Origin of the sequence: Flavobacterium soli DSM 19725, from assembly GCF_000422705.1 — a bacterium.
In the GTDB taxonomy this organism is placed as follows: domain Bacteria; phylum Bacteroidota; class Bacteroidia; order Flavobacteriales; family Flavobacteriaceae; genus Flavobacterium; species Flavobacterium soli.
Genome location: NZ_AUGO01000002.1, coordinates 323,088 through 337,568, shown reverse-complemented (window position 1 = coordinate 337,568; position 14,481 = coordinate 323,088). Strand labels below are relative to the sequence as shown.

At 35.1% G+C, this 14,481-nt stretch carries 13 protein-coding genes and 1 pseudogene; 9 read left to right on the top strand and 5 right to left on the bottom strand.

The features are described 5' to 3' along the window. The first annotated feature begins 82 nt into the window (after positions 1 to 82). The 6 genes and pseudogenes from tnpA (at position 83) to G508_RS0104585 (ending at position 5,198) form a co-directional block, all read left to right on the top strand. Positions 83 to 544, top strand: a complete 462-nt coding sequence (gene tnpA, locus G508_RS0104610; RefSeq protein WP_026704215.1) for an IS200/IS605 family transposase — start codon at positions 83 to 85, stop codon at positions 542 to 544. 196 nt (positions 545 to 740) lie between these two features. Then, a complete protein-coding gene (locus tag G508_RS0104605) occupies positions 741 to 1,835 on the top strand; it encodes a Nif3-like dinuclear metal center hexameric protein (RefSeq protein ID WP_026704214.1) in 1,095 nt (364 codons plus the stop codon). Positions 1,836 to 1,839: 4 nt separating this feature from the next. Next, entirely contained in the window at positions 1,840 to 2,619 is a 780-nt protein-coding gene (locus G508_RS0104600) for a zinc ribbon domain-containing protein (RefSeq protein WP_026704213.1), read from the top strand. Between the two features lie 35 nt (positions 2,620 to 2,654). Next, positions 2,655 to 3,500, top strand: coding sequence for an alpha/beta hydrolase (locus tag G508_RS0104595; RefSeq protein WP_026704212.1), 846 nt, complete (start codon positions 2,655 to 2,657; stop codon positions 3,498 to 3,500). A 189-nt stretch (positions 3,501 to 3,689) separates the two neighbouring features. Next, positions 3,690 to 4,514, top strand: a pseudogene (gene rluF, locus G508_RS18595) (23S rRNA pseudouridine(2604) synthase RluF); the annotation flags it as partial. Between the two features lie 237 nt (positions 4,515 to 4,751). Further along, positions 4,752 to 5,198, top strand: coding sequence for a hypothetical protein (locus tag G508_RS0104585; RefSeq protein ID WP_026704211.1), 447 nt, complete (start codon positions 4,752 to 4,754; stop codon positions 5,196 to 5,198). A gap of 39 nt (positions 5,199 to 5,237) precedes the next feature. Here G508_RS0104585 and G508_RS0104580 read toward each other — a convergent pair whose 3' ends face one another. The 5 genes from G508_RS0104580 to G508_RS0104560 all read right to left on the bottom strand — a co-directional run bounded on the left by G508_RS0104580 (position 5,238) and on the right by G508_RS0104560 (position 10,425). After that, positions 5,238 to 6,122 carry a bifunctional 5,10-methylenetetrahydrofolate dehydrogenase/5,10-methenyltetrahydrofolate cyclohydrolase gene (locus G508_RS0104580; protein WP_026704210.1) on the bottom strand — a complete coding sequence of 295 codons (885 nt, stop codon included), beginning with the start codon at positions 6,120 to 6,122 and terminating at the stop codon, positions 5,238 to 5,240. A gap of 121 nt (positions 6,123 to 6,243) precedes the next feature. Then, positions 6,244 to 7,581: a signal recognition particle protein gene (gene ffh / locus G508_RS0104575; RefSeq protein ID WP_026704209.1), complete on the bottom strand. Its 1,338-nt coding sequence runs from the start codon at positions 7,579 to 7,581 to the stop codon at positions 6,244 to 6,246. Between the two features lie 139 nt (positions 7,582 to 7,720). Continuing rightward, positions 7,721 to 8,140: an ankyrin repeat domain-containing protein gene (locus G508_RS19445; protein WP_051197453.1), complete on the bottom strand. Its 420-nt coding sequence runs from the start codon at positions 8,138 to 8,140 to the stop codon at positions 7,721 to 7,723. 4 nt (positions 8,141 to 8,144) lie between these two features. Then, positions 8,145 to 8,984 carry a T9SS type A sorting domain-containing protein gene (locus G508_RS0104565; RefSeq protein WP_026704208.1) on the bottom strand — a complete coding sequence of 280 codons (840 nt, stop codon included), beginning with the start codon at positions 8,982 to 8,984 and terminating at the stop codon, positions 8,145 to 8,147. Positions 8,985 to 9,213: 229 nt separating this feature from the next. After that, the gene (locus G508_RS0104560; protein WP_026704207.1) at positions 9,214 to 10,425 is read right to left on the bottom strand and encodes a hypothetical protein; all 1,212 of its coding nucleotides are present in this window, start codon (positions 10,423 to 10,425) and stop codon (positions 9,214 to 9,216) included. Positions 10,426 to 10,600: 175 nt separating this feature from the next. Between G508_RS0104560 and G508_RS0104555 the strand changes: the two genes are divergently transcribed. The 3 genes from G508_RS0104555 to G508_RS0104545 all read left to right on the top strand — a co-directional run bounded on the left by G508_RS0104555 (position 10,601) and on the right by G508_RS0104545 (position 14,389). Next, entirely contained in the window at positions 10,601 to 11,122 is a 522-nt protein-coding gene (locus tag G508_RS0104555) for an RNA polymerase sigma factor (protein WP_026704206.1), read from the top strand. A gap of 43 nt (positions 11,123 to 11,165) precedes the next feature. Beyond that, on the top strand, positions 11,166 to 12,059 hold the full coding sequence (locus G508_RS0104550) for a FecR family protein (protein ID WP_026704205.1): 894 nt from the start codon (positions 11,166 to 11,168) through the stop codon (positions 12,057 to 12,059). Positions 12,060 to 12,148: 89 nt separating this feature from the next. Then, on the top strand, positions 12,149 to 14,389 hold the full coding sequence (locus tag G508_RS0104545; protein WP_245569843.1) for a TonB-dependent receptor plug domain-containing protein: 2,241 nt from the start codon (positions 12,149 to 12,151) through the stop codon (positions 14,387 to 14,389). The last annotated feature ends 92 nt before the right edge of the window (positions 14,390 to 14,481 follow it).

Genomic DNA, 14,481 nt, shown 5'->3' with positions numbered 1-14,481 from the left:
GTAGCAAAATTATTATGTTTAAAATTATTCATCATTAAAAAATAAAACATACATTTATTTTTGAATCAAAAAATATCATAAAATGCCAAACACATATTCTCAAATTTACATCCAAATTGTATTTACAGTTAAAGGGAGACAAAATTTAATATCCTCAAAAAATAAAGACGAATTAAACAAATATATTTCGGGCATCATTACCAATAAAAGTCAAAAATCAATTATTGTTAATGGAATGCCCGATCATATTCATATTTTTGTTGGCCTCCAACTCACAATGGTTATTTCGGATTTGGTAAGAGACATCAAAAATAATTCATCAAAATTTATAAACGAACAAGGTTGGATTAATGGTAAGTTTTCTTGGCAAGAAGGTTATGGTTCGTTTTCTTATTCACATTCGCAAATAGAAAGGGTTTACAATTATATTTTAAATCAACAAAAACATCATCAAAAAAGAACATTCAAGGAAGAATATTTGAAAATGCTAGATAATTTTAAAATTGAATATGATGAAAAATATTTATTTGAATGGATTGATTAATTTTTGGGTGTCATCCCTACGGGATTTTGGTTTGTCGTGAAATTGGTTTGTCTACAATAATGTCATCCCTACGGGATTTTGGTTTGTGTTGAAATTGGTTTTTCTATAATAATGTCATCCCTACGGGATTTTGGTTTGTGTTGAAATTGGTTTGTCTATAATAATGTCATCCCTACGGGATTTGAAAAAATAAAATATGAAAATAAAAGATATAATTTCTATCCTCGAAGAAATGGCCCCTTTGGCTTATGCCGAAGATTTTGACAACGTTGGTTTGCTTGTTGGTGACCAAAACGAACAATGTCAAGGCGTTTTGGTTTGCCATGATGCCTTGGAAAACGTAATTGAAGAAGCCATTTCTAAAAATTGCAACCTGGTAGTTTGTTTTCATCCGATACTATTTTCGGGTTTGAAGAAAATTACGGGCAAAAATTATGTCGAACGTTCTATCTTGAAAGCTATTAAGAATGATATTGCAATTTATGCCGTTCATACTGCTTTGGACAATCATAAAGAAGGTGTCAACAAGATATTTTGTGATGCATTAGGGTTGATTGATACCAAAATTTTAATTCCGAAAGCCAATTTCATTCGAAAATTAATCACCTATACAACTCCCGAAAATGCTGACGAAGTGAGAAATGCACTTTTCACTGCTGGAGCCGGAACTATCGGAAATTACGACAATTGTAGTTTTAATTCTGAAGGGACTTTTACCTTTAAGGGAAATGAAAACAGCAACCCTGTAATTGGCGAAAAAGGGAAATTGCATACAGGAGCTGAAATCAAGATAGAAGTGATTTTCGAAAAACATTTGGAAAATAAAATCCTTAAAGCACTTTTCTCTAATCATATTTATGAAGAAGTGGCTTATGAAATTTATGATTTGCAGAATTCCCATAAAAATATTGGTTTAGGGATGATTGGCGAACTTCCAACTGCTTTAACCGAAAGAGATTTTATGCAATTTGTAAAAGATAAAATGCAGGCAAACGGCATCCGTCATAGCGAATTTTTAAATAAGGAAATCAAGAAAGTTGCTGTCTTGGGAGGTTCTGGAAGTTATGCCATAAAAAATGCAATTCAGGCTGGAGCCGATGCTTTTTTGACTGCTGATTTGAAGTACCACCAGTTTTATGAAGCCGAAAATAAAATTTTATTGGCCGATATCGGACATTTTGAAAGTGAACGTTATACAAAAAATTATATTGTTGATTATCTTATCAAAAAAATGCCTAATTTTGCATTCATTTTATCAGAAGAAAATACAAATCCAGTTAAGTACTTATAAGAATATGGCGACTACAAAAGAATTGAGTGTTGAAGACAAGTTAAGAGCAATTTACGATTTACAGTTAATTGACTCCCGAATTGACGAAATCAGAAATGTTAGAGGTGAACTTCCTTTAGAGGTTGAAGATTTAGAAGATGAAGTAGCCGGGCTAAAATCTCGTTCTGAAAAATTAAAAGCAGATTTGGATGTTATCGAAGAGCAAATCAAAGCAAAAAAGAACGCTATCGACGAGCACAAAGAAGCAATAAAAAAATACACAAAACAACAGGAAACTGTTCGTAACAATAGAGAATTCAACTCTTTGACTAAAGAAGTTGAGTTTCAAGAACTAGAAATTCAATTGGCTGAAAAGCAAATCAAGGAAATGAAAGCGTCTATTGAATACAAAAAGCAAATCATTGCAACATCATCTGAGAAATTGGCTCAAAAAACATCTCATTTAGAGCACAAAAAATCTGAATTGGATGCAATTATGGCTGAAACGGCTAAGGAAGAAGCTTTCTTGACAGAGAAATCAGCTGAATTCCAAGCTCAAATCGAAGAAAGATTATTGGCAGCTTACACAAGAATCAGAACAAGCGTTAGAAACGGTTTGGCTGTGGTTTCTATCGAAAGAGGTGCTTCGGCAGGTTCTTTCTTTACCATTCCACCACAAACGCAAGTTGAGATTGCGGCAAGAAAAAAAATCATCACCGATGAACACTCAGGAAGAATATTGGTAGACAGTGTTCTTGCAGAGGAAGAAAGAGAAAAAATGGAAAATTTATTTTCTAGTATCTAATACCACGAACCACGCCAAAAGCGTGGTTTTTTTATATGAAAAAACTAAAATATTTCATACTCACAAAATCCATCGGGTTGTACATCAACTCGATGAGTTATATTAATCCAAAAAAAGCAACCCATCTTGCTTATCGTTTGTTCAGCGAACCAAGAATTGGCAGATTGAAAAAAAAAAATTTGCCTTTAGTTTTACAAGATGCCAAAACGGAAACTTTTTATTTTAACGAAAACCAGTTTGAATCCTATTATTGGCAAGGAAACGAAAATGTAATTCTCCTTATTCATGGTTGGGAAAGCAACACATCACGCTGGGAAAAGCTTCTTCCCTATCTTAAAAAAACGGGAAGCACTATTGTCGCCATCGATGCACCAGCACACGGCCTTTCGGCTGGGAAGGAATTTAACGTTCCTACTTATGCCGCTTTTATTGACATTGCCGTCCAGAAATTCCAACCCAATTTTCTAATCGGGCATTCAATCGGAGGAGCTGCTTGTGTCTATTATCAGCACAAATACCAAAACACTAAACTCAAAAAAATGGTATTACTTGGAGCTCCATCTGATTTAAAGACTTTGATTACCAATTACGTAGCACTCTTAAGTCTCAACAACAAAATGGTGCAACTACTCGAAAATCATTTCCTGCAAAAATTCAAATTCAAGTTTGATGAATTTTCAGGACAAATTTTTGGCAAAAGCTTGACGATTGAAGGCCTAATCGCTCACGACGTTGACGATACGATTGTTGCATTCGGTGAAGGAAAAAAAATTGCCAGTTCTTGGAAAAACGCCACCTTCATCGAAACCAAAGGACTCGGACACAGCATGCACGACGACGAATTGTATCAAAAAATTACCTCTTTTTTAATTGGAGCATAAACGTTAGGGCATTTTAGTCCCGAAACTTCGGGAGGCTAGGGAAAAATCCATTTTTCCTAAATAATCATTTCAAAAATCTGTAGAAATAAAATTGTAGAAATATCACGAATCCATTAGTAAAAATTCGTGCAATTCGTGTCTATAAACTTTAAACTATTTTTTCTAACCAATAAATCATACTTTTGCATAATGGAAGAAAATTTGAAACGCTTAAACAAATTCATCGGCGAAACGGGGTTCTGTTCTCGTCGTGAAGCCGATAAATATATCGAGGAAGGACGTGTCACCATAAACGGAATCGTTCCTGAACTCGGAACAAAAGTTGCACCAAATGATGAAATTCGAATCGACGGAAAGCTTATCCGTGAAAACAACCGGAAGCCTGTTTATTTAGCGTTTAATAAACCTGTTGGGATTGAATGTACTACCAACCAAGAGGTTCACGATAACATCGTAGATTACATCAATTATCCTGAAAGAATCTTCCCCATCGGTCGCTTGGATAAAGCAAGTGAAGGCTTGATTTTCATGACCAATGATGGTGATATCGTAAACAAAATCCTTCGTGCAAGAAACAATCACGAAAAGGAATATACCGTTACCGTAAACCGACCAATTACCGACCGTTTTATTGATCGAATGGCAAATGGCGTTCCGATTTTGGACACCGTTACCAGAAAATGTAAGGTTGAACAAATCAGCAAGTACACCTTTAAAATCATTCTTACACAAGGACTCAATCGACAGATTAGAAGAATGTGTGAATATTTAGGATATGAGGTTACGGCTCTGAAAAGAATCCGCATCATTAATATTTCGCTTGATTTGCCTGTTGGCAGATACCGTGATTTGACCGATGCCGAAATCAAGGAACTTAACCAACTGATAGAGCCATCAAGCAAGACCGAAGAAGCTAGTTTGCCAAAGGAGAGAATAGAAACAAGAAGCAAGAGCCAAGAGCCAAGAGAACAAAGAATCCAGCAATCAAGAAGCCGGAGTCAAGAAACCAGGGCGACACGACCAAATCAGGATTTCACTCCGCAAAGCAGAATCATATTAGGAAAATCTGCTCGTTCTGAATCAGGAAACAATAACGATAATGCTTCTAAACCTTCGGAAACAAATTCAGGTCGAAAAGTAGAATTTATTAAGAAAGACGATCCGAACTACAAGAAAAAAGGAGATTATTAAATTGATTTATAATTATTTCAACATTATTTCGTTTTCATAGGAACCAAAAACAATCATCTTATGAAAACAAAAAAAATAGTTATCATCGCTCTTTGTTCTACAATTGCAATCGTGTGTCTAGGATTTATTGGACTTCGTACTTTTGTTAAAAACATTTATAAAAGTGAAAACTGCGAATGGGCCAACATCGACAATATCGAAATGAGAGCGATGGTTGATATTCCAAAAATTGAAAATAGTGAATGCGAATATGACAGCATCAGCAAAACTAAAAAGGTGGTTTTTATTCTCGATAAGGAATTAAACACCGAAGAATACATTAAGAAAAATAATCTTCAAAAAGTAACTGAAAGCGAAAAGCTATCTTCATTCCATTTAAATTCCGAAGAATTAGCAAATAGCAAAACTTTTTATTTCAGAGAAAAAACAACCGAATGGGAATCTTATAAAATCTTACTTGATTCAAAATCAGGAAAACTCTGGATCGATTTAAAATATTTGGATTAAAAAAAAGCCTTAAACAAAAGTTTAAGGCTTTTCTAATTTTTATTTTCTGGCTTCTCTTCGTTGTTCTCTCGCCAAAAGCGTGTTTTTCAACAACATCGCAATCGTCATTGGTCCAACACCTCCAGGAACTGGGGTGATGTGAGATACTTTTTTAGAAACATTTTCAAAATCAACATCTCCAGTGATTTTATATCCTTTTTCTGAATCGTCAACAACACGGGTAATTCCAACATCAATTACAACAGCTCCATCTTTTACCATTTCGGCTTTCAAATAATTTGGAACACCTAATGCCGTTATGATAATATCAGCCTGAGTGGTAATTTGAGCAATATTTTTGGTGTAACTGTGTGTCAAAGTCACTGTTGAATTTCCTGGAAAACCTTTTCTTCCCATCAAGATACTCATCGGACGACCTACAATATGACTTCTTCCGATAACAACGGTGTGTTTTCCTTTGGTTTCAACTCCATAACGCTCTAATAACTCCAAAATACCAAAAGGCGTTGCAGGAATGAAAGTCGTCATATCCAAAGACATTTTTCCAAAATTCTCTGGATGAAAACCATCAACATCCTTACTTGGATCAATTGCCATCAATACTTTTTGAGTATCAATTTGTTCAGGCAAGGGAAGCTGAACGATGAAACCATCAATGTTGTCATCTTCATTAAGCTGCTTTATTTTTTTTAGCAATTCAGTTTCAGATGTTGTACTTGGCATTTTCACTAAAGTAGATTCAAAACCTACTCTTTCGCAGGCTTTTACTTTACTTCCAACATACGTCAAACTCGCACCATCGTTACCCACTATAACTGCGGCAAGATGTGGTACTTTTTCGCCGTTTTTTTTCATCAAATCGACTTCGGCAGTAATCTCGATTTTAATGTCTTCAGAAGTTTTTTTTCCGTCTAGTAGTTGCATTATTTTTTTGTTTAAGGTTTAAAGTCTGATGTTGAGATTCAAACTTAAATAGTTGTAGTTATTGTAAAAAATTTCAGGTTTAACTTTTCAAGAACTTGAAACTTTAAACCTGAAACTAAAATTATTTCATTCCTTTCATTCCACCCATCATTTTCATCAGGTTTTTTCCGCCTGGACCTTGCATCATCTTCATCATTTTGCTCATTTGGTCGAATTGTTTCATGAGTTGGTTTACCTGCTCTATTTTTGTACCCGAACCTTTTGCGATTCTGGTTTTTCTTTTCATATCAATAATGGCAGGCTTTGTTCTTTCGATTGGTGTCATCGAGTGAATGATGGCTTCAATATGTTTGAAGGCATCATCTTCAATCTCTACATCTTTCATCGCTTTTGAAGCACCTGGAATCATCCCAACCAAATCCTTCATATTACCCATTTTCTTAACTTGTTGAATCTGAGACAAGAAATCATCAAAACCGAATTCGTTTTTAGCAATTTTCTTTTGTAATTTTCTAGCTTCTTCTTCGTCAAATTGCTCTTGAGCTCTTTCAACCAAAGAAACAACGTCTCCCATTCCAAGAATACGTTCGGCCATACGAGAAGGATAGAAAACATCAATCGCTTCCATTTTCTCACCTGTACCAATGAACTTGATTGGCTTGTTTACAACTGATTTTATCGAAATTGCAGCTCCACCACGAGTATCACCATCTAATTTGGTAAGGATCACACCGTCAAAATTCAATCTGTCGTTAAAAGCTTTTGCCGTATTTACGGCATCCTGACCTGTCATCGAATCCACTACGAAAAGTGTTTCCTGAGGTTGGATGGCTTTGTGAACATTTGCAATTTCGTTCATCATCTCCTCATCAACTGCCAAACGACCTGCTGTATCGACAATTACGACATTGAAACCATTTTCTTTTGCATATTTGATTGCATTCAGCGAAATCTGAACTGGATTTTTATTTTCAGGTTCAGAATATACTTCAACTCCAACTTGGTCTCCTACAACATGCAACTGGTTGATTGCCGCTGGACGATAGATATCACAAGCTACCAAAAGTGGTTTCTTGTTCTTTTTTGTTTTAAGATAGTTAGCTAGTTTTCCAGAAAAGGTTGTTTTTCCAGAACCTTGCAAACCTGACATTAAAATAATCGATGGATTTCCAGAAAGATTGATTCCTGCAGCATCCCCACCCATTAATTCTGTCAGTTCATCTTTTACCAATTTTACTAACAATTGTCCAGGTTGAAGCGTTGTCAATACATCCTGACCGATTGCTTTTTCTTTTACTTTGGTTGTAAAATCTTTTGCAATCTTGAAGTTAACATCGGCATCAAGTAGAGCACGACGAACTTCTTTTAGGGTTTCGGCTACATTTACTTCGGTAATTTTACCGTGACCTTTTAATATATGGAACGCTTTGTCGAGCTTGTCGCTTAAATTATCGAACATAATTTGTGTATCTTTTATTGAAGTGCAAATATAAACTAATTAGAGAATTAGACAATTGCATATTGGGATTATTCGATAGCACTATGCTGTAATTTTGAAAAACGAAAGTTCGAATCCAAATGCACAATCTGTTTTTTTTTTATTGCAACAAGCCCAACATTTTTTTATCATTTAAAAAAGCGGCATACTCAAAAGCTGTCTTTCCTAAATCGTCTTTTTGACTTTTATCTGCATCGTATTGTAGAAGCAACTCAACTAATTCCAGATTTTTAAACTGAACCGCATAGAGCAAAGCTGAATTTCCATTAGCATCACAGATGTTTGGATTTGCTTTTTTCTCTAGCAGCAATTTTGCTGCTTTGCTATTTCCTGAACAACAAGCTATAATTAAAGGTGTTAAACCTTCTTCATTAACCCTGTCCACGCTTTCAGATTCATTTTCAAAATTTTGAAGGACTCTTTCTGCAGTTCTTTTTCGAGCAATGCTAAAAATGCTATTTTGAGAAAAAGCAGTTTTGGAAATAAAAATGAATACTACAGCATAAACAAGATCTCTCATTCCTTTATTTTTTTATAATCTTTTTAGTCAAAATGGTTCCTTCTTCCAAATGGATTTGCAAAAAATAAACTCCTGCTTGAAAATTACTTACATCATAATTTTGAGTAATAGCATTTTCTGTTTGAAAGATTTTTATTTCTTGTCCAATAGAATTTACAAAAACTATTTTTTCGATTTTTGAACCACTATTATTGTATAGAGAAATATTATCTTGAACAGGATTTGGATGAATACCTATCAAAGTATTCTTATCTATTGTAGTAAGATCAAGGAGTGAATTATACTCAATTATGTAGTACAAGGAATTGTTATGGCTGATGTCGTTCCATTTTCCAGCAACACCGTTTTGCCAATTAATAATTGACATTCCTAACGCATCTTGACCAGCTGGCCCAGCTCCAAGCCAATTATCGGGTTCGAAACCCCAATTAGCATATTGTCCTGCTACTAAAGTTCCAGATGCTGTTCCGATCCAAAATGGAGTCGTTACTGCATTGTTATCACCATTCCATACCCAATTACCTTCACTTGCAATGTCATTCCCTCCTAGCCAAACATAGGATGAAAAACCATCTGAAGACGCTGTGTTTGCTGGATCAATATTGAGATTTGTTATTGCTGAAAAAACTGCTGCTTGTTCTGCTGCATTATTAATTTCTGCTAAATATCCGCCTTTTGCTACAGCACAAGCTGCAGCAGCAACCCAGGTTTTATTTTGAGAAACAATTTCATAGGATTTTCCATTAAACTCAAATACATATCCATCTGCACATTGTGCAGCTATTTTATGATTGGAACCAAAAATAGCTAATGACGCTATTACAAAAAGTAAATTTTTGTTCATAATTTTAATTATTAAAAGTTATACATGCAGTAGCCTTTTAATAAAAAGATTGCATGCTTATCTATAAAGAAGTCTACTTGACAAAAACCCTAACATAACCGTTTACAAAATTTTATTTTTATACCAGAGAACAACTTTTTCATGCCATTAACAAACAAAAAAAATACCAGCCTCGAAAGACTGGTATTTTCCAATTAACAAAAACTATATGTAAAAAACTGCCTAAAAATTAATTTTGAGAAAATCCAACAGTTATGAAAGGAATCATGAAAAGATTCGGATCCTCACTTCCTGTACCTCCTCCATAATATTTTGAACTATGGATGGTTAGACCATTACTAGTGGCTGGCAAGATTGGCTCTAACCCTTCCACTCTTGAAACAACTTTACACAAACCTCCTCCAGTTGTTGATGGATTTCTTCTTCTTACAATGTATTTTTGATTGGCTTCAAGATTTACTGGCGTGATTGAGATATGCGTCAATTGTTCTGCTTCAAAAGTGTGATAAGCTGAGTAAAGAACTGTACCGTCTTCTTTTAATACTTCCATCATGTAACCACCATCAATTGTTGGCGAGAAATAACCTATCGTACATAATGTTTGAGGTGTACTGGTAGAAAAAGTATATTCATGTGTTACAGCACTCCAAACAGTACTTTCCATTACACCTTCAATATTAGCTACACTATCATACAAGTTGTTAAAGACTACATCGCTTCCTTGGCAAAAATCTTCGTCTTCAAAACAAAAATCAATTGCAGCTAATATAGCTTGTTCACATTCGCTGTTGCTATTGATTGATACTGTTTCGCCTTCTCCATTTACAAACGAAACTGGATAATTAATCGCATAATATTCTGTTGCAGAAAGATTTAACAAAAACAAGAACAACTCTTCGTCACTATTAATGGTATAGGTTTCGGCTTGTTGAACCGCACTAGCATAACCACTAATCGTTATAGGATAAACTATTGTAAAACAACTAACAGGCTCCTCAAAAACTGGCCCAGGCCCAGTTGCCGTGCATCCATACTGAAGAGCTTCAAACTCGGTTTGACTGTTTACGATTACTTCAGAATAATCAGGATAGATAACCGTGATTGGAAAAACAAAATCAACTGTACTGTTTTGGGTTGGTGTTGCATAAAAAATTGCTTCAATTGCTGCAAAATCTTCTTCGGAATTTACCAAAACTTGCTGATCGTTTACTATTACTTCTACCGGAAGTTTTACTTTAAAACAATCCGTGCTGTCAATAATATTGTCGCTTGTGGCATCTGACATGGCTACACGACTTAATAGATTGGTTAAAGGTGCTGCCGCGGTCAGAGTTTCTCCTGTATTATCAACAATCTCAGCTTCTTCAGTTTGACAAGAAGCGAAAAGAACAGCTACAATTCCTGTTATAAGGAACAAATGTAATTTTTTGGTCATTTTCATAATTATAAAAATTTATTGGTTTGATAGTAAAACAATTGCTTCCTAAAAAACCCTACCCAATGAAAGTATTTTTTTTAATTAAAAACTATATTTGATTAAATTATTTTTTTTTTCAAATATAAAAGTAGGGTTTTTATCTACTTGGCTGTTATCTTAGTTACAATTATCCCTTTTAATGAAACAAATAAATAAAATAGGAGTTTGCGAAGAAGCGGTTTTTTCCCGATTCTTTCAGTCTAATGTAAAGGTTTTACGTAATTATTTGCTTTACAAATTTGGAAACGAAGAACAGGCCAACGATGTTTCCCAGGAAGCATTTATTAAATTATGGGAAAACTGTTCGGATGTGCCTCTTGAAAAAGCAAAAGGATTTATCTATAAAGTAGCCAATAATGCTACCTTGAATAAAATTGCCCATCAAAAAGTGGTGGTGGCTTTCGCCCAAAAAACAAATCCAACACACCAAACTAATGAAAGTCCCGAATTTATTTTGGAACACGAACAGTTCAAGACCAAATTAGAAAAAGCCATCCAAAACCTGACTGATGCACAACGAACCGCTTTTCTATTAAACAGAATTGACGAAAAAAAATATAGCGAAATTGCTGAAATACTAGACATTAGCGTTAAAGCAGTAGAAAAAAGAATTAGTGGTGCATTGTCATCGCTTCGAGTAGAAATTGGGAATATAAAGTAGGGTTTTTTCAAACCTATTAGTTCTATATAAAAAGAATAAAAAAATGGAAGAGCAACATGATTTAGCGAAATGGTTGGCTGGCGAAATGACAAAAAGCGAATTGGAAGCTTTTGAGAAATCGGCAGACTTTGAGACCTATAAAAAAATAAAGGAAGTTTCCTCAGAATTGGAAGTTTCGGAGTTTGATACTGAAACGATGTATCAAAATATCATCTCCCATAAGAAAAAGAAAAAAGTCGTGAGGCTACAAGATCTATGGTTCATGAAAGTTGCTGCTGTTTTAGTAGTGGCTTTGGGAATGCTATTATTGGTAAAGCCTTATATTCCAAATACAGAATATGCATCGGCTGGAGAAAAAAATACTTTTTTGCTTCCTGATGGCTCTGAAATTGTGTTGAATTCAGGCTCTAAAATCCAGTACAAAAAGTGGAATTGGGAAAACGAAAGAAGTCTGGATTTGGAGGGAGAGGCTTATTTTAAAGTTGCAAAAGGCGAAAAATTTACAGTGAAAACTGATCAGGGAACCGTGACTGTCGTAGGGACTCAATTCAACATCAAGTCGAGAGGCAAAAACTTTGAAGTAGAATGCTATGAAGGGAAAGTGAAAGTGGCTTTCGCCAAAAAATCGGTGTTTTTAACCAAAGGACAAAATGTAGTGGTTCAAAATAACAGGAAAGTTGAAGCCATTCCGCTATCGAATTCGCAACCCGCTTGGATGGGAAATGAAATCAAGTTTAACAATAATTCCTTAGAAGAAGTTATCGAAGAACTCGAAATGCAGTATAACATCGACATTAAAAACTCGGTAAAATCGAGCCAATCTTTTACTGGAACATTACCTTTAAAAGATCTTGATGCTGCTTTGAAAATCATCAGCAAAACCCATCATCTGAACTATAAAAAAACCAATAAAGAGATTATCCTGGCACCCAAATGATAAAATTTGTAAAGCTTTTGTCACTGGTTTTGATTGTTTTTAGTTTCTCAGCAAAGGTATATTCCCAACAAAAAAAGGAGTTGTTGCCTTTGAAGCAAATCTTAAAGACCATTTCAAAACAACACAACGTTCAGTTCAACTATATCGAAGAGGAGGTTTCCGTTTTTAAACTGGAGCCTCCTGTTCGTGCTTTGTCATTGTCCGAAAAGTTGCAACATCTTGAAGCAAAAACCAGACTTGATTTTGAAATGATCAACAACAAATACATCGCAATTTCTACACAAAAAAAAGCACCTACAAAGTTGGCCGAAGTGATGGACACGATCCCGATTGACCTCAATGAAATTAAAATCGAACGTTATCTGACAACGGGAATGTCTAAAAATCTCGATGGCAGTTTTACCGTACATCCCAAAAAATTCGGAATTCTCCCTGGACTAATCGAAGCCGATGCTTTACAAACCATGCAACAGATTCCAGGCATTTACAGTGCAGATCAAACCATCTCCAATATCAATGTGAGAAGCGGAACTCATGACCAAAATCTTTTTTTATGGAACGGAATTCGGATGTTCCAGACAGGACATTTTTTCGGACTGATTTCGGCTTTCAATCCTTCATTGGCACAAAAAATTACGATTTCCAAAAACGGAAGTTCGGCTTTTTATGGTGAAAGTACCTCCAGTGTGATTGCTATTTCGTCGCTTCACGATGGTATTGAAAGTTCAAATTATGGCATGAGTGCCAATTTGATAAGTGCCGAATTCAATGCGAAAGTGAAGACTTCTGAGAAATCGAGTTTTCAGCTTTCTGGCAGACGTTCCTTTACCGATTTTGCTTCTTCGCCAACCTATAGAAGTTATTATGATCGCGTTTTTCAGAACACAATTGTAAAAAACATCACTACAAATGAAAACATAACCTACACAACAGACGAGAAGTTTTATTTTTATGATTTTACAGGTCAATACCAGCAAAAATTAGGCTACCGAAGCGAACTTATTTTGGATGTTATTGGAATTAATAATGCTTTAGAAATCAATCAAAATACCGAAACTGCTACTCGTAAAAGTAATCTCGAGCAACAAAATTTTGGCGGAAGCCTTAACTTTAAAACCAAATGGAACGAGAAAAACAGCACTACAATCAACGGTTATGTTTCCTATTATAATCTCGATGCTTTAAACGAAGCCATCGAAAACGATCAGGTTTTGGCCCAGCAAAATACGGTTTTAGACTATGGCTGGCGATTGGAAAACAAACATCTTTTAGGCGAAAATTTCACATTCAGCAATGGTTATCAGTACAACGAAATTGGGGTTAGCAACAGCGAAAACATCAACAATCCTTTGTTTAGCAAAAAAATTAAAGAAGTTATCAGGACACATGCTTTGGTTTTGGAAACCGAACTTAAAAATAACGAAGGTACTCTCTTTTTAAAAACAGGTTTACGAAGCAATTACATCGAAGATTTTGCAAAATTATTGCTCGAACCGCGTCTTCAGTTCAACTATGCTTTCACGAAAAAGTTCAATATCGAAATTTTGGGCGAACAAAAAAGCCAGACGAGTTCTCAAATTATCGACTTGCAGCAGGATTTTCTGGGAATTGAAAAAAGGCGTTGGACATTAGCAAATGATTCGACAATTCCGATTCAGAGAAGCAATCAGATTTCGCTTGGTTTTAGTTTCCGAGATCAGAATTGGCTCTTGACATTGGATAACTATTATAAAAAAGTAACCGGAATTTATAGTCCGAGTCAGGCGTTTCAAAATCAATTGGAGTTTTCGAGAATAAATGGCGATTATGCTGTGGTTGGAACAGAGCTGTTGATTCAGCGAAATTTCAAGCATTTTTATACGTGGTTGAGTTATGGATTATCCAATAGTGACTATACGTTTAGCGAAACGCTTCCTACACAATTTGCCAATAATTTCCAGATTGTTCATACGGTTTCTTGGGCTGGAATTTATGAGTGGGAAAATCTCAAAATTGCACTGGGTTCTAAATGGCATTCCGGCCGACCAGAAACATCGCCATCGACAAGCAATCTCGACTTGAGCAATCCTGCAAAACCGGAAATCATCTACAACAACCCGAACAACAAAAACATGAGTGAGTTTTTTGAAGTGAATCTTTCGGCAAATTATAATTGGAAACTCACTTCAAAATCGGGTCTGCAATTTGGTATTTCCATCCTGAATATTCTAAACCGAAACAACATCATCAACCGCTATTATAGGGTTAACAAAACCAATGAATCTATAGAAAGCGTGAATACAGTTGCTTTAAAAAGGACACCAAATTTGAGTGTGAAGTTTAGTTTTTAGAATATATTTATTGTTTGAGGTTTTCTGGATCTATTTGATACTGTAGAAAATAAATTGTTACTTTAGTGGAAATAAATAACTGCAAATTTATT